This is a genomic window from Mycobacterium fragae (assembly GCF_002102185.1).
Classification (GTDB): Bacteria; Actinomycetota; Actinomycetes; order Mycobacteriales; family Mycobacteriaceae; genus Mycobacterium; species Mycobacterium fragae.
Genome location: NZ_LQOW01000034.1, coordinates 22707 through 48580, shown reverse-complemented (window position 1 = coordinate 48580; position 25874 = coordinate 22707). Strand labels below are relative to the sequence as shown.

Annotated in this window: 20 protein-coding genes; 10 read left to right on the top strand and 10 right to left on the bottom strand. The window is 62.6% G+C overall.

From position 1 onward, the window contains the following. Positions 1–32 precede the first annotated feature (32 nt). Positions 33–1307 (bottom strand): glycosyltransferase, encoded by a 1275-nt coding sequence (locus AWC06_RS22445; protein WP_085200224.1) that lies wholly within the window; start codon positions 1305–1307, stop codon positions 33–35. Positions 1308–1809: 502 nt separating this feature from the next. On the opposite strand from AWC06_RS22445, the gene AWC06_RS22440 reads away from it, so the two are divergent. The 5 genes from AWC06_RS22440 (at position 1810) to AWC06_RS22420 (ending at position 6881) form a co-directional block, all read left to right on the top strand. Beyond that, positions 1810–2613, top strand: a complete 804-nt coding sequence (locus tag AWC06_RS22440) for a phthiotriol/phenolphthiotriol dimycocerosates methyltransferase (RefSeq protein ID WP_139820203.1) — start codon at positions 1810–1812, stop codon at positions 2611–2613. Between the two features lie 358 nt (positions 2614–2971). Further along, entirely contained in the window at positions 2972–3955 is a 984-nt protein-coding gene (locus tag AWC06_RS22435; protein WP_227371129.1) for a GAP family protein, read from the top strand. A gap of 601 nt (positions 3956–4556) precedes the next feature. Continuing rightward, positions 4557–5138 (top strand): sugar 3,4-ketoisomerase, encoded by a 582-nt coding sequence (locus AWC06_RS22430; protein ID WP_085200221.1) that lies wholly within the window; start codon positions 4557–4559, stop codon positions 5136–5138. Next, on the top strand, positions 5135–5587 hold the full coding sequence (locus AWC06_RS22425) for a sugar 3,4-ketoisomerase (protein WP_085200220.1): 453 nt from the start codon (positions 5135–5137) through the stop codon (positions 5585–5587). Before AWC06_RS22430 ends, AWC06_RS22425 begins: the two co-directional genes overlap by 4 nt. Positions 5588–5762: 175 nt before the next feature. Next, positions 5763–6881 carry a DegT/DnrJ/EryC1/StrS family aminotransferase gene (locus tag AWC06_RS22420; RefSeq protein ID WP_085200289.1) on the top strand — a complete coding sequence of 373 codons (1119 nt, stop codon included), beginning with the start codon at positions 5763–5765 and terminating at the stop codon, positions 6879–6881. Positions 6882–6889: 8 nt separating this feature from the next. Here the strand turns inward: AWC06_RS22420 and AWC06_RS22415 are convergent, their stop codons facing one another. Then, positions 6890–8158: a glycosyltransferase gene (locus tag AWC06_RS22415; protein WP_085200219.1), complete on the bottom strand. Its 1269-nt coding sequence runs from the start codon at positions 8156–8158 to the stop codon at positions 6890–6892. Between the two features lie 260 nt (positions 8159–8418). Here AWC06_RS22415 and AWC06_RS22410 point away from each other — a divergent pair, with 260 nt between their 5' ends. Next, the gene (locus AWC06_RS22410; RefSeq protein ID WP_085200218.1) at positions 8419–10059 is read left to right on the top strand and encodes a GMC oxidoreductase; all 1641 of its coding nucleotides are present in this window, start codon (positions 8419–8421) and stop codon (positions 10057–10059) included. 81 nt (positions 10060–10140) lie between these two features. On the opposite strand, the gene AWC06_RS22405 is transcribed toward AWC06_RS22410, so the two are convergent. From AWC06_RS22405 to AWC06_RS22395, 3 genes are all read right to left on the bottom strand, one after another. Next, positions 10141–11139 (bottom strand): Gfo/Idh/MocA family protein, encoded by a 999-nt coding sequence (locus AWC06_RS22405; RefSeq protein WP_085200217.1) that lies wholly within the window; start codon positions 11137–11139, stop codon positions 10141–10143. 295 nt (positions 11140–11434) lie between these two features. Beyond that, entirely contained in the window at positions 11435–12238 is an 804-nt protein-coding gene (locus AWC06_RS22400; RefSeq protein ID WP_085200216.1) for a TylF/MycF/NovP-related O-methyltransferase, read from the bottom strand. A gap of 145 nt (positions 12239–12383) precedes the next feature. Then, positions 12384–13706, bottom strand: coding sequence for a hypothetical protein (locus AWC06_RS22395; RefSeq protein ID WP_085200215.1), 1323 nt, complete (start codon positions 13704–13706; stop codon positions 12384–12386). A gap of 331 nt (positions 13707–14037) precedes the next feature. On the opposite strand from AWC06_RS22395, the gene AWC06_RS22390 reads away from it, so the two are divergent. Further along, entirely contained in the window at positions 14038–14844 is an 807-nt protein-coding gene (locus AWC06_RS22390; RefSeq protein ID WP_085200214.1) for a GAP family protein, read from the top strand. A gap of 52 nt (positions 14845–14896) precedes the next feature. Here AWC06_RS22390 and AWC06_RS22385 read toward each other — a convergent pair whose 3' ends face one another. From AWC06_RS22385 to AWC06_RS23175, 5 genes are all read right to left on the bottom strand, one after another. After that, positions 14897–15805: a class I SAM-dependent methyltransferase gene (locus AWC06_RS22385; protein ID WP_085200213.1), complete on the bottom strand. Its 909-nt coding sequence runs from the start codon at positions 15803–15805 to the stop codon at positions 14897–14899. 562 nt (positions 15806–16367) lie between these two features. Then, complete coding sequence (locus AWC06_RS22380; protein WP_085200212.1) at positions 16368–17636, bottom strand: glycosyltransferase; 1269 nt, start codon at positions 17634–17636, stop codon at positions 16368–16370. A 581-nt stretch (positions 17637–18217) separates the two neighbouring features. Then, positions 18218–19219 (bottom strand): NAD-dependent epimerase/dehydratase family protein, encoded by a 1002-nt coding sequence (locus AWC06_RS22370; RefSeq protein ID WP_085200210.1) that lies wholly within the window; start codon positions 19217–19219, stop codon positions 18218–18220. 2 nt (positions 19220–19221) lie between these two features. Then, positions 19222–20604 (bottom strand): nucleotide sugar dehydrogenase, encoded by a 1383-nt coding sequence (locus AWC06_RS22365; protein ID WP_085200209.1) that lies wholly within the window; start codon positions 20602–20604, stop codon positions 19222–19224. A gap of 68 nt (positions 20605–20672) precedes the next feature. Then, complete coding sequence (locus AWC06_RS23175) at positions 20673–20927, bottom strand: hypothetical protein (RefSeq protein WP_139820202.1); 255 nt, start codon at positions 20925–20927, stop codon at positions 20673–20675. A 67-nt stretch (positions 20928–20994) separates the two neighbouring features. Here AWC06_RS23175 and mtf2 point away from each other — a divergent pair, with 67 nt between their 5' ends. From mtf2 to AWC06_RS22350, 3 genes are all read left to right on the top strand, one after another. Next, the gene (gene mtf2, locus AWC06_RS22360) at positions 20995–21855 is read left to right on the top strand and encodes a fatty-acid O-methyltransferase Mtf2 (protein WP_085200208.1); all 861 of its coding nucleotides are present in this window, start codon (positions 20995–20997) and stop codon (positions 21853–21855) included. Beyond that, a complete protein-coding gene (locus AWC06_RS22355; protein ID WP_227371127.1) occupies positions 21842–23251 on the top strand; it encodes a condensation domain-containing protein in 1410 nt (469 codons plus the stop codon). The genes mtf2 and AWC06_RS22355 overlap by 14 nt, the downstream gene beginning before the upstream one ends. Before the next feature lie 265 nt (positions 23252–23516). Continuing rightward, complete coding sequence (locus AWC06_RS22350; RefSeq protein WP_085200207.1) at positions 23517–25727, top strand: acyltransferase family protein; 2211 nt, start codon at positions 23517–23519, stop codon at positions 25725–25727. Positions 25728–25874 lie beyond the last annotated feature (147 nt).

Sequence of the window (25874 nt, the reverse complement as noted above, 5' to 3'; positions counted from 1 at the left end):
GCCTTTCACTTTCAGCGGCCCGTCGTCGCCGATCAGCTTTCGCGCCGCTGGCGGGCGAAATCTTCCACAAGATCGGCAGCGGCCGCAACGCTTTCGGCGGGTTTGGTCATCCGGGTAGCGATCTCACGAGCCCGGGCGACGTATTGCGGGGCGAGGATCCGGCGCAGCTCCGCGACCAGCGATTTCTCGGTAATCGTCGAAAAGCGGTGCCCGGAGCCAACTTTCAGTTGTTTGAGCTGAGCCGCAAAGAGGGGCTGATCGGGCAACGTCCAGAGGATCAACGTGGGCACTCCGGCGCGCAGGCCCGCGGCTGTGGAGCCCGCTCCACCGTGGTGGACAACCGCGCGACAAGTCGGAAAGATCGCCGAGTAATTCACCGAGCCCACGAGCTTGACGTGCTCGAAATCTGGGACGGGACCGAAGTCAGTCCCGCCGGCGCAAACCAACGCCCGCTCGCCCAACTGCGCGCAGGCCGCGCTGATCATGGCGAGTGTGTCGGCGGCAGATTCGACCGACATGCTGCCAAATCCGAAGAAAATCGGCGGTTTTCCCGCCGCAATCCATGAGGCGACCTCGTCGTCGGCATCCGTCGGCAACTCCATCGTCAGCGCGCCGACAAAGGGCCGTCGCCCATCCCATTTCGCCCATTCGGTCGCCAGTCCGGGAAAGCAAACCTCGTCATAGGCTTGGATTTCCAGCGATCCGCGCTCTGCGATCCGTCGCGCCGGGGGCATCGTTGCCTTCGGCAGGCCCAGTTCCCGGCGCTGGGTGTCCTCGATCTTCCTCCCCATGCGCCAAGACAGCCAATCGTTCACCCTCATTGCGGACCGCATCAACGGCGACGGCAGGAACGGCAGGAGCTGGAGCTGGCCGTGGGGCCGTACCGGGAAGAAATGCAGTGTGGCCAGCGGAATGTCGTAATACTCCGCGATATTGGCAGCGGACGACTCAAAAATCTGGCCGGCAATCAGCAGGTCGGCGCCGTCGGCTAGCAACGTCAGTGTCGTGGTCATCTCCGCCGAGCACTGGGTGACGAGCTCGCTAGTTTCGCGCATCAACCTGCGCAGATCACGGATCCTCCAGAAGTTGCGGAAGAAAAGCGTCCAGTAGTCGCGCTGCGCTTCCACAATGGCCTGGGTATCCAGCCCGTAGGCGACCGCCGCAAGCCCAGCCGACTGGGCGAAGCCAACCAGGTTAGGCGAGATGGCGATGTGCACTTCATGCCCGCGGCGCTGCAACTCGCGGCCGACGGCGACGGAGGGCTCGACATCGCCACGCATTCCATAGCATGCCAGCACAAATTTCATCGCGGATCCTGGCCTTTCAGTGTCGTGGCGCGTAGGCGACGTCATCGGCACCGGTCATTATCCCTGGCTCTTCGATTGACGGCTGGGCGTTCGGCCATCGGCTTCGGCTGATCGTTCGCCGTCGGTTCCGACTGCAGCGGTATGTCCCGCCGTCCCAGGGTCACTACATCGGTATCCCGGACGCGCTCACGGCGAACGACGTGCAGTGGCCGCAGTTGGACGACCTCGACTGAGGCCGGGCGGATCGTGTTGCGCGGCAAGGCGTCCCGCAACGACGGGATGCCGCTGCCCGCCGATGTCGGGCGGCGTTGAGCGCGACCGGCATCACGAATGCTCGCGCCAAGGGCTACCCCCCGCTCAGCCGCCCGGCAGCATAACCCAATACCCGCGCTGTCGAGCTGAAATCCAGAAGTTTTGGGCAAGTGGCACCTCGTCGCACAGACTTAACGCATTATCGGCGTGAGACTTTCATGAGCAAACCTGACATACAGGAAGAACTGAGATGGCAGAACGCCTGTTAAAAGACCGCGCGCTAGGCACCCTGCGGCAACGAGCCCAGGTCGTCCCGAACTGGGTCTTCTCCTACATGAACCGCCGTTTCAGCGACGACGTGCTCTTTATGAACTGGTGCTATGAAGAAGACCCGCCGATGAACCTGCCTTTGGACGCCGCCGACGAGCCCAACCGGTACCCGATCCAGCTCTATCACCGCACCGCGACCCAATCCGGCGAGCTTACCGGCAAGCAGGTGCTCGAAGTCGGCTGCGGGCGCGGCGGCGGGGCATCCTATTTGATGCGGGCGCTCGGCCCGGCCTCCTATGTCGGGCTGGACTTGAACGCGGCCGGGATCGACTTCTGCAGTCGGCGCCACCGACTGCCGGGATTGCGGTTCGTGCAGGGCAACGCCGAGAACCTGCCGTTCCCCGCAGAGTCGTTTGATGCGGTGATCAACGTCGAATCGGCGGCACTGTATCCGCATTTCGACCGTTTCCTCAGCGAGGTCGGGCGCGTGCTGCGCCCGGGCGGGACGTTCCTATACGCCGACACACGGTGGCGGTTTGACTTGACCCGGTGGGAGTCCGCGCTGGCCGGCGCGCAGGGGCTACGGATCGTGTCGTGGCGGGAAATCAACGCCGAGGTCATGCGGGGAATGGAACTGCACTCACCGGCAATCTCGGCAGCGACGCAAAGCGTAGTGCCCAGGTTTTTGCGTCGGTGGGCACGGAAGCAGGACTCGTTGGTCCTGCGGAATCTGGAGAGCGGACGGCTGTTGTACCGGATGTACTGTTTCGCCAGGACAATATGACTTATTTTCTGATGAACATGACACGCAGGCTACGGAAAACACGACATACGGCGACGTTATACCCATGAGCATGGGCTGAAGGGTGTTGTAGGTTTTGAGAGCGAGGCGTCGCCGCGGTGGCCACCGCGCGGGCATCCCATATCTGGTGAGCCGGCGTCGGATCAGGTCGAGGTACAGAGATCGGACGTCGCGATCGGTGACGTTCAAACTGCTCTGTCTTAAGTCTGCTCCTGAGGGCCGACAGCCTGCTGGAGACCACCTCGATGAGCCGATGCCACCTCACTCGTTAGCGAAGCAGTACATCCGATAAGAGGTCTCTCCGCTTTACAGTGCGTGGCAGGTCTTCACCACAAACGTATTGAGCAAGAACGCCGGAGTAGGGCGATTCGATTCCCGCAACCGCGCCACATCCTATGAGGGCGCCGGCCAGTCGGCATCAAACCCGGAACGGTTCATTTACATTGCGAGGCGGCTCGAGGCCGGTGTGTCGAGTTCATGTGTTGAGGTTGGCCGAAGGCCATCGCAAAGCGACCGGGAAGCACTAGGGTTTGCGGCCATGTGGGGCTCAGTGCTCGGGCTGGCGCTTCTGATGGCGCTCGACCCGATCCGTCTCGGCTGGACCCTTCTCGTGATCTCCCGGCCAAGGCCCATGCAAAACCTGCTCGCCTACTGGATCGGCGGCCTGGCGGTGGCTCTTCTCGCCCTGCTGGTTCCGATGATGGTGCTGCACCACACACAAATGTTTGCATCTCTTGCGCACTATTTATCCACAAGCCCCACCGTCCGCCACATTCAACTCGGCATGGGCGTGCTCACACTATCAATCGCCGCGCTGATGATAGTGCGCTTGTTAGCGCGTCAGCGTCAGCCGGCGCACCTGGTCACACCGGGCGGAAATACATCGCCCCTGCTGCTGGACTCGAATACACCGACGGCAAGTCCGCCGCTGCTAGGCCTCGCGCAGGACTCGGCGACGGAGGGCCGATCTGCAATCCGGCGGTTGGTCGGCTGGGCCCTCAATGCGTGGGAAAACGGATCCTTGTGGGTCGCGTTCGTGATCGGCTTCGCTTGCATGCCGCCACCTGACGACGTTCTAGTCGTACTCGCCATCACCGTGACCTCGGGAGCCGGGATCGGCACACAGATCGGCGCCGCCATCGCGTTCGCCGTCGGGATGCTTGCGGTTGTCGAGATCATGCTCGTCAGCTATCTGGCCATGCCAACCAAAACCCAGGCGATGCTGCAAGTGCTCCACGGCTGGGCGCTGGTTCACCGTTGGCACGTCCTGATAGCCATGTTTGCAGTGGTTGGGGTTTTGCTGGTCGCCAGCGGCGTGCGCTGACGGCTAAGCATCTGAGTGGTGGCGAAGAGCCCAGCTCGCTCGTGCCGCCCGTTGCGGGCTGAAAGTGGCGGGGTGATCGCCTTTGCGGCGCGGCGTCATCTTGGTTCCCAGAGGGATCGTGGTGCGTAGGGCCATGGTCATCAGCGTGTCCGGTTTGTGAAATCCATTGGCGCAGTTGCTCAACGCCCGCAGGTGGGTGTCGGTGCGCCCTAGGACAGTGCGTGCTCGAGGGTGCTGTGGATAGATCGCGGTAGCGTCGGGTGCTGACTTTATTTACTATCGGTCTAATTTACTTGTCATCGTTCTCGTTATTTCGACACCAGTCGAATTATCATCCTTCGGACCAATCTGTTCAACAGCAGCCTAATTAGCTCATGTCCGGAAATTTGTCGAAAACCCGGACCGACCTGCTGGCCTTCACTATCATTTGGAAAGGTTTCCACTCACGTGGATGAACGGTTTCCACGCGCGTGGATTAGGGGGTCAGGAGAACCGGTGAGCGTCAACCCGTTCTACGACGGCAGCGGCAGCATTCCCGTCTTGGTCATGACGAGGGGTACTAGTACGAACTCCTAGTCGCTCCGCTGGAGGTCCGCCAGAAATGATTTCAAGCCGAAAAGGGCTGCAGCGCAAACCAATCGTGCCACTCGGCCGGAGGTTGGGGTCTACTTCACGCGGTGAGGTTGCCGCCGAAGGAAGCGCACCAACGTCGCTCGCGACACCCGGCGTCGACGTGCAAACTACACCGCGCTCAATCACGGCACCCTACGTGACCAGCATCGGTGACTGTAGGTTGATCGACCTACCGAAGATTCACGACCCTCGAGGAAACCTGACCTTCATCGAAGCGGCCAGGCACGTGCCATTCGAGATAGAAAGAGCCTTTTGGATCTATGACGTCCCGGGCGGTTCGGTGCGGGGAGGCCACGCGTACCGAACGGTTCACGAGTTCATATTGGCACTGTCGGGGAGTTTCGAACTCATGCTGGATGATGGTACGCATCAAGTTCGCTACACATTGAATCGCTCCTACCAGGGCCTGTTGGTTCCCAATCTCATTTGGCGGAAAATGATCAACTTCTCCACAAATTCGGTTGCACTCGTCCTCGCCTCAGGTCCATTCGAGCCTACCGATTACGTTCATGAATACGGCGATTTTCTGCGGCTCAGGAGCACGCAATGAGTCGCCTCGACGAATGCAGGCTGGTGGATTTCGAAAAAATCGAGAGCCCAAAAGGCAACCTGTCTCCGGTCTACAACGGGGTTCACATTCCTTTCGCAATCAAAAGGGTCTACTACCTATACGATGTCCCCGGCGGAGCCGAGCGCGGCGGACATGCACATCGGACACTCCAACAATTGATTGTGGCTGCCTCGGGGTCCTTCGCGGTCACGCTCGACGATGGAAAGAGTCGACGAACCGTTTCGCTCAACCGTTCTTACTATGGCCTATACCTGCCAGGCTTGATCTGGAGAGAGCTCACGGGTTTCTGTACGGGAGCTGTATGCCTGGTGTTCGCCTCGCTGGCCTACGACGAATGCGACTATATCCGCGACTATCAGGAGTTCCTGGCGGCGGTCCGCGGCCAGCCGACGGCACCGACGCCGGCTGAGCGGACCACGATCGTTTGACGATGAACGCAGGAAAAGGAATCGACTTTGACGTCGATTCGGGGCACGGTACCGCCGCCATGTGTTCTTTTAACCGGCGCGCGTGGGCGATGACGCGAATCCTGCCAGGATTCGCAGGACTGAATCGCGCTGAGCGCAACCGTCGGAACGCATGAGCCTGGCCTTGGAGTGGACAATGACCGACCCTTCCGTTGCGGTGCCCTTCTTGGACGTTCCCGCGGCCATGCGGGAGCTCGAAGCTCCGACGCTGGCGGCCATCGAGCGAGTAGTACGCAGCGGCTGGTACGTCCGAGGCGAAGAAACAGCGGCGTTTGAGCGCGAGTTTGCCGCCTTCACCGGCGCGAAGCATGCGGTAGGAGTAGGCAGTGGCTTGGACGCTATTGCCCTCGCGCTGCAGGCACTTGGGATTGGCCCGGGCGACGAGGTCGTCGTGCCATCGAACACTTTCATCGCAACCTGGATCGCGGTAGCGCGTATTGGTGCAGTCCCGGTAGGGGTGGAGCCGATCGTTGGTCAGTGGAACATCGATCCCGCTCGAGTAGGGGACGCAATTACCCCTCGAACGCGTGCCCTTGTTCCGGTGCACCTCTTCGGCCAACCAGCAGATCTCGCGGAACTCTTGGCAGTGGCGAGGAAGCACGGGTTGGCGGTGGTGGAGGACGCCGCCCAGGCGCATGGCGCCCGCTACAACGACCGGCGCATCGGCGCTCACGGCCACGCCGTGGCTTGGAGCTTCTATCCCAGTAAAAACCTAGGGGCTGTCGGTGACGGGGGCGCTGTGACCACGGACGACCTCGGTGTCGCTGCCCGTGTTCGTTCACTCGGCAACTACGGAAGCAGCAAGAAATTCGTGCATGACGTCCTCGGGGCGAACTCGCGACTCGATGAGGTGCAGTCGGCGGTGCTGCGCATCAAATTGCAACATCTTGACGGTTGGAACACTCGGCGACGAACCATCGCAAAGCGATACACCCAAGAACTCGCCGATATACCAGGACTACGCTTGCCCGATGTCGCGCCCGGCCGCGAACATGTGTGGCACCTGTACGTGGTTGACCACGACTCCCGCGACGAACTGCAGAAACATCTGGCTACCAAAGGAATCCAAACATTGGTGCACTACCCGATCCCCCCGCACCTGTCGGGTGCGTTTGCTTCACTCGGACTCACCGAGGGAACCTTCCCCATCACGGAAGAGGCGGCGAAGACCCATCTCAGTCTGCCGATAGGTCCTCATATGTCGGAGGAAAACGTCACCCGAGTAATTGATGCCTGTCGCTCGTTTTGCTCATAGCAGCCCGATCAGCCGACACGCCGCAAGCGGGCGAACTTCTCCACAGCATCGGCGGCGGCCGCAACGCTTTCGGCGGGTTTGCTCATCCGGGCGGCGATCTCGCGGGCCCGCGCGACGTATTGCGGAGCGAGGATGGTGCGCAGGTCCGCGACCAGCGATTCCTGAGTAGTGGTCGAAAAACGCCGGGCGATGCCCACCTTCAGTCGTTTGACCGCAGCTCCCGCGAGCAGGTCATCGGGCAGCCAGCAGAGGATCAACGCGGGGACTCCGGCGCGCAGGCCCGCAGCCGTGGTACCCGCGCCACCGTGGTGCACCACCGCGCGGCAAGCCGGAAAGGCGGCCGGATAATTTAATGCGTCCACCACCTTCACGTTCTCGAAACGAGGGACCTGGCTGAAGTCACTCCAGCCGGCGCAAACCAACGCCCGCTCGCCTAACTGCGCGCAGGCCGCGCTGATCATGGCCAGCGTGTCAGCAGCAGATTTGACCGGCATGCTGCCAAAGCCAAAGTAAATCGGCGGTGGTCCCGCAGCGATCCACGAGGCGACCTCCTCATCGGCATCCGTCGGCAACTCCATTGTCAACGTGCCGACAAAAGGCCGATGGCCATCCCATTTCGCCCATTCGGCTGCCAGCCCAGGAAAGCAAACCTCATCGTAGGCCTGAATTTCCAACCACCCGCGTTCGGCGATCCGCCGCGGCACGGGACCCCTTGCCTTGGGGAGCCCTAATTGACGGCGCTGCGCGTCCTCAAGCTTCTTCTCCCCGCGCCAAGACCACCACTCGAGGACCATCATTGCAGAGCGGGTCAAGGGCGCCGGCAAGAACGGCAAGACCTGGCCGTTGGCCCGCAGCGGGAAGTAATGCAGTGTGGCCAATGGAATGTCGTAATACTCCGCGACGTTGGCAGCGGGACCCTCGTAAACCTGGCCGGTGAACAGCAGGTCGGCCCCGTCCGCCAGCGACGTCAGCGTCGCGCTGATCTCCTCCTGGCACTGACTGGCGACCTCCACAACCTCGCGCCACGACCTGATCAGATCCCGGATCCTCCAGGGGCTGCGGAAGAAACACGTCCACAAGTCGCGCCCCGCTTCCCGCATGGCCTGCGTATCCAGCCCGTAAGCGACCGCCGCAAGCCCAGCCGCCTCGGCGAAGGCAACCAGGTCGGGCGAGACTGCCATGTGCACGTCGTGCCCTCGGCGCAGCAGCTCACGGCCGACAGCGATGGCGGGCTCGACATCGCCACGACTTCCGTAGCATGCCAGCACAAATTTCATCGCGAATCCCAGCCTTTCAGTCGTCGTGCACGTAGGCAAAGTCAGCGGCATCGGCCATTATCTCTGGTCGTTTCACAGTCGGCTGGGGCTTCGACAATTAGCTTCGGCTGATTGTTCGCCGTTGGTTCTGACTGCAGGGGTGTTCGTAGGCGGCGGTCGGGCGGGGAGCTTCAACCTTCGTTCGTGGCAGTGGATGGTACGTTCGTGATTCGCCCAAACTGAGCAGGGCTTGGGACACCATTTGCTGAGGAACTCGATTTTTGGCTAACGGCGAACTGAATCCGCGCGACGCGGAACGCGTTGTCTGGGACGTGATTGTCGTCGGCACCGGCATGGGGGGCGGGATGCTGGGCTACTCGCTGGCCCGCTCGGGCCGCAGGGTGCTGTTCATCGAGAAGGGGCGCTCGACGCTACCCGGGGTGCCGGGAACGATCCGCTCTTCGATGCCGGAAACGGCCGAGCCGACCGCGGGCCGTTCGGCTAAGGCCTACTACGACGCTTTGGCCCGGGCCGGGCGCTCAACCGATGAGATCGAAGACATCAGCGGGCGCTTCTCGCGGCGGTTTGTGCCGTTCATCGGCAGCGGGACGGGGGGGTCGTCGGCCCTCTATGGGATGGTGTGCGAGCGGTTTTTCGTTCGCGATTTCACTCCACGGCAAAACTTCCGCGACCCCGGGGATTCCACCGTGCCGGACGCCTGGCCGCTCAGCTACGAACAGATGCGGCCCTGGTACGCGGAGGCTGAGAAGCTGCTAGGGGTTCGCGGCCAGCCCGATCCGCTGCGCCCTGAGGCCGCCGACGTCGGTCTGCCCGCAGCGCCGCCGTTTTCGGCAGAGAACCAGCCGCTGGTCGACTACCTGGCAGGTCGCGGATTGCATCCCTACCACCTGCCGATGGCCTGCGATTACACCGATGGTTGTTCCACCTGTCAGAGCTATCTGTGCCACCGGTCGTGCAAAAACGACGCCGCCCGCAATTGCCTGCTGCCCGCCGTTGCCGAGCACGGCGCCCACCTGCTGGCGGAATGTCGGGCCGTGCGCCTGGACGCCGACCGCACCCAGGTCCGGCAAGTGATCTGCGAGCATCGCTCCGGCTTGCTGGCCCTAAAGGCCAAGGTGGTGGTGCTGGCCGCCGGTGCGCTGGCCACCCCGGTGCTGTTGCTCAACTCCCGTTCGGTCGATTGGCCGCGCGGATTGGCCAATGGCTCGGACTGGGTGGGGCGCAACTTGATGCGTCATCTGGTTGACTTTATCGAGATCTGGCCGCAACCCGGCTGCAAGATCACGGCCCCAAACAAGGAAATCGGGCTGAACGACTTTTATTTCTGGGAGGGCCAGAAATACGGCACCGTGCAGTCATACGGCGCGGTTCCGCCCCTGGAGTTGCAGACCAACCACCCCGGCTGGCGGAACAAGGTGCTGCGCGCGATGAGCCCAGCGGTGCGCCCGATCTACGAGCGGTTCCTCAACGGCGGACTGGCGCTGGCACTGATCATGGAAGACCTGCCCTATCTGGACAACCGCGTCCTGCCATTCGATCGGCTAAGCCGGGACGGCCGCCAGCGGCTGCGAATTCAGTATCGCTTTCACGCCAGTGAGATCGAGCGCCACACGGTGTTTTTGCGGCAGTTGAACGAGGTGTTGAAGCCGTTTCGCAAAATCACCCTGCGGGGCGCCAAAAACAACGCGAGCCTGGGCCACGTCTGCGGCACGTGCCGCTTCGGTACCGATCCCAAAACCAGTGTGCTGGACCCACAAAACCGGGCGTACGAAGTAGACAACCTCTACGTGGTGGACACCTCTTTCTTCCCCTCCAGCGCCGGTTTGAATCCCAGTTTAACCGTCGCGGCCAACGCCTTGCGGGTGGCCGCTCACGTCAACCAGGTGCATTTCGCCACCTGATCCGATCCACCGGCGCCGCCCATGTGTCGACCGGGTAAGCCACCTATTGCCGAAGAGCCAACTGGGCGAACGGATTAGCGTTCAGGCCGGCTCGCGAAGAGGGAGACCGGCAGCACGGTAGATCGCGTCGATGACGGTCATATTCGCGATCGCGTCTTCCGGCGTCGTCAACACCGGTTCACCGCGCAGCACCGCCCCCGCGAAAGCGTCAAGCTGATACGCGTACGAGGCGCGCCGCGGGAAGCGCTCCACACGATTGCCATCGGCTGACCGGACCGAGAGTCGATGGAAAACCTGAGGTGTCACCGGATTGAGTACACGAAGCTCGCCCCGATCGCCAACCACCTTGGCGCTCAACCGCAGCAGATCCGACGACCACATCGAGCAGCGGACCCGGCCCGTGTGACCACCGGCAAACCGCAACTCCGCCGCCATGGCCCGGTCCGTCTGAGGATCGCGCAATTTCGCCTGCGCCGAAACGACTTCCGGGGTCGAACCGCCGAACGTACGGACCATGTGGACCGCATAGCATCCGGCATCCATCGTCGCACCACCGGCAAGCGAGTAGTCGTAGCGGATGTCGGAGAACTTCGGCAGCGGGAAGCACAAAGCCGCCTCCACCCGCTGCAGCCTGCCCAGCTCCCCCGAGGCAACGATCTGCTCGACGCGCAAAGCCAACGGATGGTAGCGGTAATGGAATGCCTCCATCACAACCCGGTCCGACTTCGCAGCCAGTCCGGCGATCTCGCGGGCCTCGGCGGCGTTGGCAGTAAACGGCTTTTCACAAAGCACATGCTTGCCCGCCGCAAGCGCAGCTCGAGTCCACTTGCCGTGCAAGCCATTCGGCAGCGGGATATAGACAGCATCCAGGTCTGGATCGGCGATCAGCGTCTCGTAGCTGTCATGCACCCGGGCGATGCCAAGTTTGGCGGCAAAGGCTTGACCACGAGACACCTCGCGTGCCGCCACCGCGGCCACCACGACCTCGGCGTGTCCCTGGGCCGGGTTGATGAGCGCCAACGGTGCAATGCGGGCTGCGCCCAGGATGCCGATCCGCACCGGAGCCCCGCGTCCAGACACGGACCGGATGCTAGCAGCTGACCCGGGTCGACGAGCGGGAACGGCTCAGGTGCTGCGGGTTGGGTTTCCATGACGGGCGACTGCCCAGCGCATCCGATATCACGCCTACAGCATCAGGTATTCCCGTCGAAGTTGTGTGACTGGTGGCCGGGTCGACATACAGCTGGAACCAGTTGTGGCGCTAGAAGACTGGGTAGTCGCGCCGGAGGTCATGCGGTAGGTCACTCGCGCGATGGGCGAATTGCGGCGCTGCTCAGGGCGAGTGCGACGACGAAGAGCGTCGATATGATCTCCGTTACTTGCGCCACAGCGCAGCACTCCCGTCTACGTCGACGATCTCCGCGGATATTCGATGTTTCGTGCGGTAGTCCGTAACCGCTTGCCGACACCCCTTGATCATGTAGTCATCAATGATGCAGAAGCCCCCCGAGGACAATCGCGGGTAGAGCGCATCGAGCGCTTGCATCGTGGATTCGTAGAGGTCGCCATCAAGCCTTAACAGGGCGATGCAATCAATCGGGGCATCATGCAGCGTGTCTTTGAACCAACCAGGAAGAAAGCGGACCTGGTCATCTAACAGCCCGTAGCGCTGGAAGTTTGCCCTAACTTCCGCTTCCGACACGCCTAGTATGCCCGCAAACAGATCCAACCTAATCCCTTTATCTGCCTTGTAATTTGCGGTGTCCGGGCGTGGCACGCCCTCGAACGAATCGGCTAGCCACACGCGTCGGGTCTTATCCCCATAGGCTGCCAGGACCGCGCGCATCAGGATGCAGGCCCCTCCGCGCCACACTCCACATTCGACTAGCTCACCTGGGATGTCGTCGGCCAGTACCGTCTCAGCGCAATGCTGCAGACTGGTGAGTCTCTGCATTCCAATCATCGTCTCGGCATTAGCGGGCCAGTCCAGACCCAAGTCGCGCTTCCGCTGACCGAATGGGCTTAAACCCCTGAGCATGGGGTTGAGGGTGTTGAAGGCCTTGAGAAGGAGGCGTCGCCGCAGTGGCCAGCGCGCGGGCATTCGCTCGTGCATCCCATATCTGGTTAGATTGCGTCGCAGCAAGTCGAGATACAGAGATCGGATGTCGAGATCGGTCAACGGTCAAAACCCCCTTTGCCCCACTCCAGTACTCCACCGCTGAGTCTGAACTTCGTGATTTCCCGGCCACGCCCCGTGCAAAACCTTCTCGCGTACGGGTGGTTCCGAAGGAAGCTCACCCATAGTATGTGATTCGGGGGACGACTCAAAGATGCGTGCTTGTGAGCGAGAAGTCTTTCAGGGCGCTCGAAAGGTCATGTAGCAACCCGTCATTCGAATTGGGACGGCCCGGCTGATAAGCAAGGGCCATGACAAAAACTTGTCCGCGCACTCTTCCCGACGCCAAAATCTGCAGTCCGCCGAACTGGTCCAACATCGCCTTGGTCACGCCCGCGTAGCGCATCTGCACGGCGAAATAGTCGGCCTCCGTGCCATCTGCCCGGCTGGCGGCCGGGTTGATCACCCCGAGGTTGCTTGCGATGACGCCGGTCGCATTGCTGCCGCGCAACTTGATGAGCCGCTTAGGCAACAGGGGAAAGATCGACCACATTGCCCGCTCGTCGTCGGGCACCTCCAGGTGGTGAGTCAGCCCTTGTTTGATTACGGCGCGGATCTCGCGTAGGTCCGTCGTCGCAGACGCGGGATCGACCGTGATGTCGACATTGCCGACCGCGTTGCCGCGAGTATCGCCGGCGGTGCGCTCGTTGACCGGGATCCTGATAGTGACCAGGCCGTCTGCGGTCACCCTTCCCCTTCGTTGGGCGAGGTGGGCCGCCAATCCCACAAGCAGCGCGTTGCTGGTCCCGCCGATTGATTGTGCGCGGGCGTCCCACTCGTCGGCGTCGACGAAAATCGTCGCCAAAGGGGTCGCGATGGGTTCGTCGACGCCGGCCTGCAGTGCAAGGGGCGCGGTAGGCGGCGGGGCGGCAGCGCGGGCACCATTGCGGCTACTCCGGGCCAACCGTACTGACGCGACGACAGCGCGGCCGATAGCGGGGGTGTCGCGCACGGTTTGGCGCGCGTCCTCACGCAAGGCCTGCCACCGCCGCCGCGATGCGGCGGCCGGCCAACTGATCGGGTCGGCGCGGCCAAACGCGGCATCCTCCAGCGCCTCCAACAGCCCGAGCCCATCCGTGACGCAATGTGGGATGACCAAGCTCACCCCGGCTCCGCCATCGGTGAACGGGAGCACCGCAAGGTGCCATACGGGGCCCTGCTCGCAATCCAGTGGGGTGTTGGCCTGCTCGTTGAGCCAGGCGTTGAATTCTTCGCGCGGTCGGGCCGACGCGACGATCTCAATCGCGGATGAGCCATTGGGCGATACCCAGCGGTGGCGGCCGAACCACAATGGTGACCGCTCGATGCGGCGGGATAACCGTCCCCGCTGAAGATGGTCATGGAACCGCCGCAGACCGTCGATGTCGATCGCACGGTTGTACACCCAGACACCCTGCGGCACGATCGTGACGCCTACCGCTCGCCCGAGGTCAAACATGCTCTGGTCGACGGGATCGAGTACGTTGTCCATTTTTCCTGACCGCAATTCTGACACTATGCGTAGAACCCGGTCTCACCCTCCGATGACATCGCAACCGCACGTCACCCGGGACAGGTTGGGGTCCAACCCTCGGTTTGAAGTACAGATGATAATGACCGAGTACGCAATCAGTTGTCGAGGCCGGCCGAAGGCAACCGCAAGGCGACGCGAAGCGCAATTGGGGCACGTGAGCCAGGTGCCGAAGGCCGCACGCCCGATGCTCTCGTGCCCCCAACGGGATCATGGGCCAGCTGGCCCAGGACCACCCAGGGACGCCTTGAAAGGAACCATCAGACAAAGCCAACACGGTAAGGTTCCGGCCATGTTGGGCTTGGTGCTGGGGCTGGGGCTTCTGGTGGCGCTAGATCCGGTGCGGCTCGGCATCACCCTTCTGGTGATCTCCCGGCAACGGCCGGTGCAAAACCTGCTCGCCTACGGGATCGGCAGCCTGACAGCGTGTATTCCCACACTGGTGGTTCCACTGACGGTGCTGAATTCCACACAGATGTTCAGTTCTTTCAGGCAACATTTGGACACCCCGACGACGAGCTCCACCGTCCGGCACATTCAAATTGCCTTCGGTGTGCTCGCGCTATCGATCGCCGCGCTGATTGCAGTGCGCTCCTGGGCGCGTCAGCGTGCGCAGCTGCCGACAGCGGGCGGTAATACGTCGACCCTGGTGCTGGACTCGAAGACACCGACCGCGATCTCGCGGCTGCTCGGCCACGGGCAGGATCGCCCGATGGTGGGCCAGTCTGCGATTCGGCGGCTGTTCGCGCGCGCCCGCAATGCGTGGGAGAACGGATCGTTGTGGGTCGCGTTGGTGATCGGCCTCGCATCGGGGCCACCGCTCGAAGGGGTTCTGCTCCTACTCGCTATCGTCGCGGCATCGGGAGCCGCGATCGGCGCGCAGGTCAGCGCGACCATTGCGTTCGTCGTCGGGATGCTTGCGGTTATCGAGATCGTCCTCGTCGGCTATCTGACCACGCCTGCGAAAACCCTAGCGGCAGTGCGACTGGTGCACGATTGGGCGCGGGCTCACCGTCGGCAGATCCTGGTAGCCATCTTCGCAGTGGTTGGAGTCTCGATGCTGGCCAACGGCATTGGCATCGGCATCGGCAGCCCATGAGCTGGTGGCGAAGGGCCGGCGGCTTGGTGCGGCGCCAGTTTTCCCACCTTCCTCATTTGGCTCGTAAGACGAAACCCGTCTGGTCACCACGGCCCTGGCGATTGAGCCGTTCTGCGTGCTTTTCCCAGTCCCAGATTCGCTTGGGTCCGAACATCCGAAGAATTTTGGGCTCGGTGAGCGCAACATCACGCCGGTAGGCTTCGCTCCCGATAAATTGACCTAAAGTCGAATCATCAAACGTCATCTCCACTCGTAGCCCGGCCCTATCAGCTGCAATCGCCATTCCTCGTCGTGAAGGTATAACGACGTGCCGAGGCGCGTCGATCTGTACCCAGTGCGTGCCATAGGTAGTCCACGCTTCGGATGAGGTGGTCGGCAGGCGAACCAAGCAAATGGCTCCAGCAGCGAGCTTCTCGTATGCGACCTTAAGTGTCGCGACCGGGTCGGGAATGTGTTCCAGCGAATGATTGAACATAATCAGTTCGAATTCGCCAGTCACTTCACGCAAATATCGCTTCATCAGTGGCACCCCTAAGGGCGTCTCGCCATCGGCCGCGATGAATGGATCAGCGCCAGACAAGTTGTTGAATCCAACGCTGGCCAACCGGTCAAGCAGCGCGCCACCACCACAGCCGACATCCAGGATTCGCGCATCGCGTTCAAGCGCTAGCTGGCCCAGCATTCTGACGGCGTCGCCTCCGGCGACAGCGTGGACGATACCTTCCGGCAAGGGCTTCGCTATGAGGGCGCCGACCAGCCCACCGCCAGTATGCAACTTAAAGCGGTCGTGCTGCGCAATCAGCCATCGGAGGGCCCTCGGCTGAGCTGAAACGTTGTAGGCGTGGTAATTTGGCGGATAATGGCGCATGAGCTCATCACCCTCGAGCGGATTTACAATCTGCAACGTTTCGCACGCAGCACAGCTAAAGTATTCAAACGGCTCTCGGGTTCCAAACTGCATCTCACGAACTACAATGGTTTGATGGGGGCCAATAGATCCGCACAATTGGCAACTTTTGGTGACCTCCTTCACTTGGCTGCCCTCAACGAGGAATTGGTCGCCACGAAAACGTGTGGCATACGTGCAATCCGCGGGCGTACCGATACGCGCGCGGCCTGAGGTCTGAAGCGCAAATGAAGCGAAGACCTGTCTGCTCGCAAGGCGCCGAATTCGATGAGTGTCGAGCAGGCAGGACGGTCGTCGGTTTCATGTAGCAATAGTAATAACTCTCGGGATGCCAGACCGGTCTGACGAACAATGTTCTCCACCCGATGAGGCGGCCGATGGCGCGAGTGAACCTTCGACCCGAAGAAGTAGCTACTAGTTCGCGTGCGAGATGGTGTGGCTTCCGTCTCTGCCGCTGTAGCGTGACAACGCGATGATGATCACGAAGGCAGGGCAACTCGCCGGGACACGACGCCGCCGCAATCCTTAAGGCGGCGCAGCGGCGATCCGAAGACCCACGCCCAGACAATCCTGCCAGAGTTGGCCTGCGCCGGTCACCGGCGGCCCGCATCACCGATCAGCCAACACGCCTTAGGCGGGCGAAATTTTCCACAAGATCAGCGGCGGCCGCAACGCTTTCGGCGGGTTTGGTCATCCGGGTGGCGATCTCGCGGGCCCGAGTCACATATTGCGGGGCCAGGATGGCGCGCAGGTCCGCGACCAGCGATTCCCGGGTAGTGGTCGAAAAGCGCCGTCCAGAGCCAACTTTCAGTCGTTTGAGCTGAGCCGCCCAGATCGGCTGATCGGGCAATGTCGAAAGGATCAGCTGGGGGACGCCGGCGCGCAGGCCTATGGCCGTGGTGCCCGCACCCCCGTGGTGCACGACCGCGCGGCAGGCCGGAAAGGTCGACGCGTAATTCACCGCGCCCACAACCTTGACGTGCCCGGAATCGGGGACGTGACCGAAGTCAGTCCAGCCGGAGCAAACCAACGCACGCTCGCCTAACTGCGCGCAGGCCGCGCTGATCATGGCGATCACGTCGGCCGGAGATTCGACCGGCGTGCTGCCAAACCCGAAGCAAATCGGCGGTGTTCCCGCGGCAATCCACGACGCGACCTCCTCATCGGCGTCGGTTGGCAGCTCCATCGTCAGCGCGCCGACAAAGGGCCGTCGGCCATCCCATTTCGCCCATTCGGCTGCCAGCCCGGGAAAGCACACCTCGTCATAGGCCTGAAGTTCCAGCGATCCGCGCTCTGCGATCCGTCGCGACGATGGGCCCGTTGCCTTCGGCAGGCCCAGTTCACGACGCTGCGCGTCGTCGACCTTCTTTGCTCCGCGCCAAGTCAACCACTCGAAAACCGTCATGGCGGCGCGGGTCAACGGCGCCGGCAAAAATGGAAGGAGCTGTCCATTGGCCCGCAGCGGGAAGTAATGCAGCGCGGCCAATGGAATGTCGTAATACTCCGCGACATCGGCAGCGGGAGCCTCGAAAGCCAGACCGGTGAACAGCAGGTCGGCGCCGTCGGCCAGCGACGTCAGCGTCCTGCTGATCTCCTCCCAGCACTGGACAGTGAGCTCGGAAGTTTCGCGCGACAACCGGATCAGCTTCCGGATTCTCCAGGGGTGGCGGAAGAAACATGTCCAGAAGTCGCGCCCCACTTCCGCAATGGTCTGCAGTTCCAGCCGGTAGCCGACCGCCGCAAGCCCGGCCGACTCGACGAAACCAACCAGCTCGGGCAGGACTGCCATGCGGACGTCGTGTCCTCTGCGCAGCAGCTCACGACCGACAGCTACACAGGGCTCGACATCGCCGCGAGTTCCATAGCTTGCCAGCACAAATCTCATCGCGGGTCCTAGCTCTTCACTTGTCGTGCGCGTTCTGCGAAATGAAAGCGGCCGCCCCGCCCCTGGCTAAGCCGCCTGGCAGTTTAACCCGATACCCCCCTGCGCAACCAACCTGAAATCCAGAAGTTTTGGGCAAGCGTTCATGTCATTGTCATCAACGGTGATTTGACTGGCGAAGATCAATCGGAGGCATCTCGCAGGCTTCGCGCCGCGGTCGGGCCATTGGCCGGGCAGCTGAATGCTCAACTCGTCTGGGTGATGGACAATCACAACAACCCGGCCTCGTTGCGCAGGTTCTTATCCGACGGAGCGCCATCGATGGCGCCGCCCGGCCGCGTGCGCGTGATCGACGGGCCAAACACGATCACCTTGGATACCTCGGTAGCGGGATTTCGTCACCCAGCGATACATGCGCGTCCCAATTAGACTGGCTTGCTGAGGAATCAGCATGCCGGATCATGGCTACCACTGACCAAAGCAGGTCTCGTTTATCCCGCGAACCCCGGATTGGCCTTGGCCTGCTTGTCCATCGCGGTGCGCGTTGTCTAGTCGCACAACCGGTTCCGGGCTCATCTGCTGCGTTACGGCTGGTTCCCCGCGGGTTCTTTGAGGTACCACGGGTTGGCGCGCGCCCAATCGATGGTACGGCGGATCCCTTCTTCGATGTCAACCTGGAGGCGCCATCCCAGCTCCCGCTGCGCTTTGGTCGAGTCGGGGATACGACGAGGGATGTCCTCATAACTGGCCCCATACTGCGCTGCGGTATCAACAGCTTCGGCGCTAGAGACCGAGTCGACATTCGCGATCTTCAGCGCCAACGCGACAGCGTCACGTACGGACGTCTCGGTCATGCTCCCAATATTGAAGGCCTCACCGATTGCCGCGTTGCTCTCGGACGCAAGCAAGGTACCGGCGATGGCGTCGTCGACGTAGGTAAAGCAGCGTGTCTGGTCGCCGGAATCGTAGAGCAACGGCGGGTGGCCATTGAGGATCCGGTGAATGCTCTGCGAGATCACGAATATCGGAGACTGCCGCGGGCCGTAGACGTTGAAGTAGCGAACCACCGTCACCGGCAGCGCTCGGGCCGTATGCATCGCGAAGACGAGATGCTCGGCCATGGCCTTGCTGGTGCTGTAGCTCCACCGCGCGGTCCTTGTCGAACCGAGGACGCGGTCGTCGTCCTCGGCGAACGGTGGGTTCGGGTTTTTCCCGAACACCTCAGACGTGCTGGCGAACACCACGCGTATTCCGTGGCGATGGCTCAGCTCGAGGACGTTGCGCGTGCCGGTCACGTTGACATCGAGAACCCGAAGCGGATCGTCGAGATAGTTTCTGACGCCGACGATCGCCGCCAGGTGAAACACCGTGTCGACGCCGGCAGTCAGCGCTGTTTCGAGCGCACTGATATCGGTGACATCGCCGGGCACGAACCGGAAGTTGGGGTGCCGGTCGAAGTCGATGCTGGTGTCGCGGGTGTTCTTGGCGAAGTCGAATACGGTGACCGAGTCTCCGCGGTCCAGCAACGCGGAGACCAAGTGCGATCCGATGAAGCCATAGCCGCCTGTTACGACGACATTCGACATAGCTACCGGCCAATCCCTTTGTAGACGAAGCCGGCGGCGCGCACTGCCGCTGGATCGAAGCTGTTGCGTCCATCGAGAAAAACGCACCTGGCCGCCACCAGGTTCGCGAGCCGGGCCAGAGGGATCTGTTGGAACTGGCGGTGGCCCGCGAGGACCACCAAGGCATCGGCACCCTCGACCGCTGTCTCGATGTCTGCGGTCAGCGGGATCTTCGTCACGGTCGCGGCTTCCTCGGCGCCCACCCATGGATCATGGACCGAAAGGTCACAGCCGGACTCCTCCAACAAGGCGACGACGTACTTGGTGGGTGTGAGTCGGCAATCGCCGGTGTTGTTCTTGAACGCGATGCCCAGAACCGCGATCCGGCTGGTCTCGATCGCCTTTCCCTGTTCGGCGAGTAGCTGCTTGAGCAGCCCGTAGGTGTAGGCCGGCATCGTGTCGTTGACAGTCCTCGAGGTCCGCGGAATCGCCAGGTCCAAGCCAAGGGACTGCCCCAGATGGTTGACGAACCACGGATCCTTCGTCAAGCAGTAGCCACCGACGCCCATACTCGGCCTCAAGATGTTCACATTCTGGTTGACCTTGGGCATCGTGTTCGCGGCTTCAATGACCTGGAGTACGTCCATGCCGAGCCCGTCGCACACCTTGGCGAGTTCGTTCGCGAGCGCGACATTGAGGTCGATCCAGACGTTGTCGGCAAGCTTGACCATCTCGGCGGTGCGCGGATCGTCGACGACGATGGAGTCCACTCCCAGCGCGTGTCGCCACAGTGTGGAGCAGGCGCGAGCGCTGCGCTCATCGACAGCACCGATGACAATCGGAATCGACATCAGCTCGTGGATGGCTTGGCCCTCGGCGAGCCTCTCAGGGCAGAACGCCAACCCGAAGTCGACCCCGGCCCGCAGCCCTGAGGTTTCTTCAACAATCGGCCGGAAGAGATTTTCGGTGGTGTCTGGCGGGACCGTGCTCTTGAGGATGACGAGGTGGCCGGGATGCAGGTGTTCCCCAACCGCCCGCGCCGCTGACTTGATGTCGTCAACGATGGGCTCGAAGTCCGGACCGAGCGGCGTACCGACGGTCACAATGACGAAGTCATTTTCCGCGAGGGCGCGGAAATCGGTCGTGGCGCGAAGCCGACCGACTCGTACGTTGTTGGACACCAGCTCGTTGAGCCCCGGCTCAGGCACGGTGGTCTTGCCCAGGTTGATCTCGTCGACGACGTTCTGTCTCACGTCGATCCCCGTCACCGGCCAGCCGCGATCAGCCAGGACCGCACCAATCACCGTGCCGATGTACCCGAAGCCCACAACCGCGATCCCCGACCGCATGCCGCGCACTAACAGGTCGATCTCGGCGTCGCTACGTCCAAACACGCCTTCCGGCATCGCAGGTCCTAACCTTTCACGTCCTGTGCGCGTTCCGCGAAATGAAAGCAAACGCCTCGGGTCCCCGGCTAACCCGCCCGCAGCATAACCCCGATACCCGCGCGATCGACCTGGAACCCAGAAGATTGGGTAAAGGCCCCGATGCCGTTGTCTTCGACGGCGATTCGGCTGACAAAGGCGAATCGGATGCCAACATAGAGACTCCGGCGCAGGCCTACGGATGTGGGTGTACGCGTCACCGCGGTGGAACGGCTGTGCGGCAGGCCGGCAGGTGGCGTGTAATTTACCGCGGCGACAGCTTTCACATCATCGATGTGTCGCATGTACATGAGGTCATTTCCGCGGGTGCAAACAACCGCACCGCACTCGCTTCGCTGCCATACTCCTCCTATGTCAAGCAAAGACCGGGCAATTCCCTCAATCGTTTTGAGGCTCCACCAAAAGGGACAGAAGTTTATTTACCCGTATTTCACCCGCCGACTTGCCGCCCGCGGTGTTTTGTTCCTCAATTACGGCTACGAGGAAGATCCGCCGATGGCCCTGCCGTTGGAAGCCTCGGACGAGCCCAATCGGTACAGCATCCAGCTCTACCACCGCACGGCGACTCAGGCAGATATCAGCGGCAAGCGGGTGCTGGAAGTCGGTTGCGGCCACGGCGGCGGAGCTTCCTACCTCACGCGAACCTTGCATCCGGCCTCCTACACGGCACTGGATTTGAACCCGGCCGCCATCGCCTTCTGCCGAAAAAGACACAACCTGGCCAGCCTGGAGTTCGTGCAAGGCGACGCCGAGAACCTGCCCTTCCCCGACCAATCCTTCGACGCAGTGATCAATGTCGAATCATCGATCCACTATCCTCAGTTTTCTCGGTTCCTGGCGGAAGTGGCGCGCGTGCTACGCCCTGGAGGGCATTTCCAATACACCGACGCCCGCTTTCGGGAGCATGTTGCCGACTGGGAGGTGGCGCTGGCGGGCACACCGATGCGAATGCTTTTCCAGCAGAGGGAGATCAATGAGGAAGTTATGCGCGGGATGGAGAAAAATTCACATGAGTGGCCGGACTTGATCGATCGCCGGGTGCTGAGACTTCTGTTCGGTCTAACCCGCTGTAACGCGGACGTGCGGGACTCGCAGGTCTATCGGAACCTGCAAAGCGGGCGACTCTCGTACCGGATGTACTGCTTCGCCAAGGATGAGGCGCCGTCGTCATCATTCACGTCTGAGCCCGCGGATTCGCGTGTTCTACCTTGATCTAGTGAATCGCTCTCCATCCTTGATCAGCCGCGCATCCAACGGTGCTGCGCGCCAGGACAATCGGCTCGCGTTGCTGGACCAAACCTTGTTCGCAGGGCATCGCGCCGCCGGCATAAAAGAACTCATGCAGGTCCTGTGGCTTTATGAGCACCCAATCGATTTCGATGGGTTGAGGCGTTTTCACCACAATTTCGGTCGCGGGTTGTTGGGAAGGCGCATCGAGTGTTCGCCGTTGCCTTTCGCCCGGCATCGGTGGGTCTCCGATCGGGGGCCGGAGATCGATATCGCTGAGTGCGCCCGTCCACGCGCTGAACTCAGTGACTGGGCTGATGAACGCTCACAACTACCTGTTGATCCGGTACGTGGGCCCGGCTGGCATCTCGGCGTCCTTCCACTGACCGACGGCTCGACCGCGGTCAGCCTGGTAATTTCCCACTACCTGCTCGACGGCCTCGGGCTTGTCGTCGCGCTGCTTGACGCGCTCCAAGGCAACACGCGCGATCTTGGCTACCCGCCGCCGCGTTCACGCACTCGACTGCAGGCGGTGCTTCAGGATGCCCGCCAAACGGCGCGGGACGCACCCGAGGTTGCCCGGGCACTTGTCGCGACGGTAAAGCAGGCCCGAAAACAAGCCAGTGGCCGGCCCGGTACCGCTCGATCGTCCGCATCGCGACCCGTCAATCCCCGGGGGAGCGTTGCGGATGACGATGTCGTCGTGCCGGGTATCGCGATGTCCGTCGACGCGGACCAGTGGGACGCCCGCGCGAACGCCCTTGGCGGAAACAGCAGTACGTTGGCCGCGGCGTTGGCTGCGAAATTCGGGGAACGGATGGGACGTCGACGTGCGAGTGACGGCGCCGTCACCTTGCAACTCCCCATCAGCGAACGTGCCGAGGGTGATACGCGCGCCGTCGCTGTGACGTTTGCGCGCGTCAGCATCGACCCGATGCGGGTCACGACGGATTTGCGCGATGCCCGCGCCGCCATCAACCAGGCGCTCACGACTCTGCGAGAGACGCCGACCGAGCGCCAGCCCCTGTGGCTGGTCCCGCTCATCCCGAAGTGGGGGTTGAAACGGATGGTCGATGCGGGGTTCACCGACCCCGATCGCCCGGTGTTTTATTCCAATCTCGGCGACCTCGGCTCGGTGCTGAACCGCCTCGATGGCACCGACGCCGAGTACCAATGGGCCCGAGGGCCCAGGCAAGGCGTAACCCGACTGTGGCTTGAGCGAACGGGCGGCCAAGTCAACGTGCTGTCTTTGCGCATCCCGGGCAAGGTGATCATCACCGTCCTCGCCTACCAACCGGGCGGCCAAAACACAAAGTCCGCGCTGCGTGAGCTGGCTGCGCGCACGCTGGCTGAGTTCGACCTGACTGGCAAGATTGAGTAACGAATCATCGCCGTGCGGTGTTGAACGCGCGACAACGCGCGCGACCGTCCGCCCGTAAGAAAATGCCTGCGGGACTAGGGAATACGAGTGCTGATGTCAATGTAGTCTGGGGTGTCTCGCTTTGGCCGCGCTGAAGACAGTCGCAAAGCGACGGGAATAGCCGTTGCGGCGCATGGCAGTCATCCCAGTCACCGGCGCGGAGTCGACAACATGTCTGATTCCGAAACCAGCCCTTACATGCTGACGAAATGTAAGTATTCAATGGATGCGTCCTCTTACCAAGCCCGCGACCTCACAGCAGGCCGACAGTGCTCGCCCGGCCGAAGGGCAGCAGAGTGGCCGCTCAGCACGGAGAGAATTTCGCCCGGACATCGAGGGGCTGCGCGCCGTCGCGGTGTTGGCCGTTGTCCTATTTCACGCTGAGGTGCCTGGGGTCGGTGGTGGGTACGTCGGCGTGGACGTGTTCTTCGTCATCTCAGGCTTCCTCATCACCGGGCTGCTCTGGCGCGAGGTACACAGCGCTGGCACCATCCGACTGCGCCGGTTCTACGGGGCGCGGGCCCGCCGACTGCTGCCGGCGTCGGCCACGGTAGGCGTTATTACGGCGATCGGCGCGGCGGTCCTGTTACCCCCTTTGCAGGCGCGGGCCGTCCTCGGTGATGGCATCGCCAGCGCGTTGTACGTCGTCAACCTTCGGTTCGTTGCACAAGTCGCCGACTACTTCTCGCCCCACCTGCCGCCGTCGCCGTTCCAGCACTACTGGTCTTTGAGCGTTGAGGAACAGTTCTACCTGGTGTGGCCGGCCTTGATCATCGGTACGGCTTGGCTCATCCGGCTTGTGCGCCGGCGCACCCGGTCCCATGCCACCTCGTCGCAAACTCCGTATCTAGTAGTCCTCGCGTTGGTCGCGGCGGTGTCGTTTGCATTGTCGCTGGCGATCACATACGTGCTGCCTTCTCTGGCGTTCTATTCATTGCCCACACGGGCCTGGCAGTTGGCCGTCGGCGGCCTGGTGGCACTCACGGCCGACCAGTGGCGCCGCCTACGGCCAACATCTGCTGCGATCGCGGGATGGGGAGGCCTGGCCCTAATCCTGGTGGCCTGCACCGTATTGAGCCCGACCACGCTGTATCCGGGTACCGCCGCGCTGTTGCCAGTGCTGGGCGCGGCGCTGGTGATCGGCGCGGGCTGTGCCGCAGCTTCTCGCGGATGCGGCCGCTTCCTAGCACTGCCGCCGATGCAAGCCGTTGGCCGGTTGTCCTACTCGTGGTATCTGTGGCACTGGCCGGTGCTGGTGCTCGCACCGCCGTTGCTGGGCCACCCACTGGGGCTTGCCGGGAGACTGGCAGCGGCGGCCCTCTCCGGCGGACTGGCCGTGCTCACACTGCGTCTCATCGAAAATCCGTTGCGATTCGCCGCTCCCATACGCCGGTCTCCCTGGCGCAGCCTTGCTCTTGGCGGCGCCGCCACCGCAGTAGCGGTCTGTGTTTGCGTGGCGCTGGTGGTAGCGCTGCCTACACCAGTCGGCCGTGGCGCGCCGGCTGCGGCGCTGAGTCTCACCGCGACGCCTCCGCCCGCGAGCCATGACGCAGACCGGTACGACGCGGCGGTGCAAAACGCGTTCGTACAGGTGCAGACCGCCGTCGCGGCAGCCGCCGAGCTGAAGGCCGTACCGTCGAACCTCGACCCGCCGCTCGCCGACGCGGAGGCCGAACTCACCACCATATTGCGCAACGGCTGCATGCTGAATTTTTTCGACGTCGAACAGCATGAGTGCGTGACGGGCGATACCGCCTCGAGCACGACGGTGGCCCTGGTCGGCGACTCGCATGCCGCAATGTGGGGCCCGGCGTTGCAGCAAGTCGCCGCGCAGCGACGGTGGCGGCTGGAGACCCTGAGCCATGCCGACTGCCCACTGATGAATTTGCCGATCACCAACTCGCTTCGCCGGATGGCGTACACCCCCTGCGAGCAGTGGCGCGCCCAGATCATCGCCCGGTTACGCGCCGAGCACCCGCGGCTAGTCGTGGTGAGCATGATGCGGCTGTACGGTGCTGGCATCGGTTGGCTGTCCGGTATCACGTCATACGACCCGGTATGGATCGATAGCTTGACCCGCCTGGTGCAGGAGCTGCGCGGCATGGGTACGAAAGTGCTAGTGCTCGGGCCGATCCCGGATCCGCGCTCGACGGTGCCGATCTGCCTGTCCGAGCACCTCGAGGACGCGACGGCGTGCTCGCCCTCCAGGTCGGAGGCAGTGAATGAACGCGGCATCGCCGCTGAGTCCGCCGCCACCAAAGCCGGCGGCGGAGACTACGCCGACGTCACCGATCTGTTCTGCACCGCTGACCGCTGCCCGGCCATCGTGGGCAACACCCTGGTGTACCTCGACTGGCAACACGCGACGCTCGAATACTCGAGGCTGATGGCACCGGTAATCGGGGCGCTGGCCGATCGCGCGCTCGCCCGCGATTGACACGCTCGATCGGCAGCCTGTTTGTGGGCTGGCCAACGGCATGGCCAGCCTTTGAGCTGCCGGCTAGAAACTCGGCTGCCTTGCGCGGCGGCTGTTCCCATCAAAGGGGCGGCGGTTACTTCGCGACGCCGTGTCATGTTGAATCCT

What these genes read in the sequence shown, in the direction of transcription:
- AWC06_RS22370 (WP_085200210.1), bottom strand. Translation starts at nt 19,219, where the DNA reads ATGTCGAATGTCGTCGTAACAGGCGGCTATGGCTTCATCGGATCGCAC.
- AWC06_RS22350 (WP_085200207.1), top strand. Translation starts at nt 23,517, where the DNA reads ATGCGTCCTCTTACCAAGCCCGCGACCTCACAGCAGGCCGACAGTGCT.
- AWC06_RS22380 (WP_085200212.1), bottom strand. Translation starts at nt 17,636, where the DNA reads ATGAGATTTGTGCTGGCAAGCTATGGAACTCGCGGCGATGTCGAGCCC.
- AWC06_RS22420 (WP_085200289.1), top strand. Translation starts at nt 5,763, where the DNA reads ATGACCGACCCTTCCGTTGCGGTGCCCTTCTTGGACGTTCCCGCGGCC.
- AWC06_RS22445 (WP_085200224.1), bottom strand. Translation starts at nt 1,307, where the DNA reads ATGAAATTTGTGCTGGCATGCTATGGAATGCGTGGCGATGTCGAGCCC.
- AWC06_RS22440 (WP_139820203.1), top strand. Translation starts at nt 1,810, where the DNA reads ATGGCAGAACGCCTGTTAAAAGACCGCGCGCTAGGCACCCTGCGGCAA.
- AWC06_RS22430 (WP_085200221.1), top strand. Translation starts at nt 4,557, where the DNA reads ATGATTTCAAGCCGAAAAGGGCTGCAGCGCAAACCAATCGTGCCACTC.
- AWC06_RS22425 (WP_085200220.1), top strand. Translation starts at nt 5,135, where the DNA reads ATGAGTCGCCTCGACGAATGCAGGCTGGTGGATTTCGAAAAAATCGAG.
- AWC06_RS22415 (WP_085200219.1), bottom strand. Translation starts at nt 8,158, where the DNA reads ATGAAATTTGTGCTGGCATGCTACGGAAGTCGTGGCGATGTCGAGCCC.
- mtf2 (WP_085200208.1), top strand. Translation starts at nt 20,995, where the DNA reads ATGTCAAGCAAAGACCGGGCAATTCCCTCAATCGTTTTGAGGCTCCAC.
- AWC06_RS23175 (WP_139820202.1), bottom strand. Translation starts at nt 20,927, where the DNA reads ATGCGACACATCGATGATGTGAAAGCTGTCGCCGCGGTAAATTACACG.
- AWC06_RS22365 (WP_085200209.1), bottom strand. Translation starts at nt 20,604, where the DNA reads ATGCCGGAAGGCGTGTTTGGACGTAGCGACGCCGAGATCGACCTGTTA.
- AWC06_RS22390 (WP_085200214.1), top strand. Translation starts at nt 14,038, where the DNA reads ATGTTGGGCTTGGTGCTGGGGCTGGGGCTTCTGGTGGCGCTAGATCCG.
- AWC06_RS22395 (WP_085200215.1), bottom strand. Translation starts at nt 13,706, where the DNA reads ATGGACAACGTACTCGATCCCGTCGACCAGAGCATGTTTGACCTCGGG.
- AWC06_RS22385 (WP_085200213.1), bottom strand. Translation starts at nt 15,805, where the DNA reads ATGCAGTTTGGAACCCGAGAGCCGTTTGAATACTTTAGCTGTGCTGCG.